General features: G+C 37.5%; 1 protein-coding gene. It reads right to left on the bottom strand.

From position 1 onward, the window contains the following. The coding region (locus ACFIO3_RS14420; RefSeq protein ID WP_375704715.1) for an aminoacyl--tRNA ligase-related protein at positions 1–810 on the bottom strand (810 nt) is incomplete at both ends.

Here is an 810-nt window from a genome sequence, read left to right as displayed (position 1 = left end):
TTGTTCAGGAGCAAGCCAAAGTGGCATATGTCCAGCAAAGTTTTCGATTAATATACCAAGGAAACGCTCCATTGATCCAAAAATAGCACGGTGGATCATAACAGGTTGACGTTTTTCTGAATCTTTATCAATATAGAATGCACCAAAACGTTCAGGGAGATTAAAGTCTATTTGTGTTGTTCCACATTGCCATTCACGACCGATAGCATCCTTTAATGTATATTCAAATTTTGGACCATAAAATGCTCCTTCACCTGGAAGGATGCTTGTTTTGATTTGTCCTGCAAATTTTGTTTCAATCGTTTTAAGGACAGATTCCATGATACTTTCTGCGTGATCCCATAATGCATCAGATCCAACTCGTTTTTCTGGACGTGTTGAAAGCTTAAGACTGATTTCTTTAAAACCAAAATCAGCATAAGTTGATAAAATAAGATCATTAATACTGAGACATTCATCGGCTAATTGTTCATCAGTACAAAAAATATGCGCATCATCTTGTGTAAAACCACGCACACGCATAAGACCATGTAAAGAGCCTGAAGGCTCATAACGATGAACAAGTCCAAATTCAGCAAGTCTAATAGGCAAATCACGATAAGATTTTAAACCATGTTTAAAAATTTGCACATGACCAGGGCAATTCATTGGTTTAAGAGCATAAACATTCCTATGATCTGAATTTTCTACTGCTGGAATTGCTTTGAACATGTTCTCCTTATACCAGCCCCAATGGCCAGATATTTCCCAAAGTGACCTATCGAGAACTTGTGGCGCATTAACTTCAGCATATTGATGATCATCAAGGCG

It is taken from the genome of Bartonella sp. AD328YNZD, from assembly GCF_042196425.1.
This window is presented reverse-complemented; position numbering and strand designations above follow the sequence as displayed.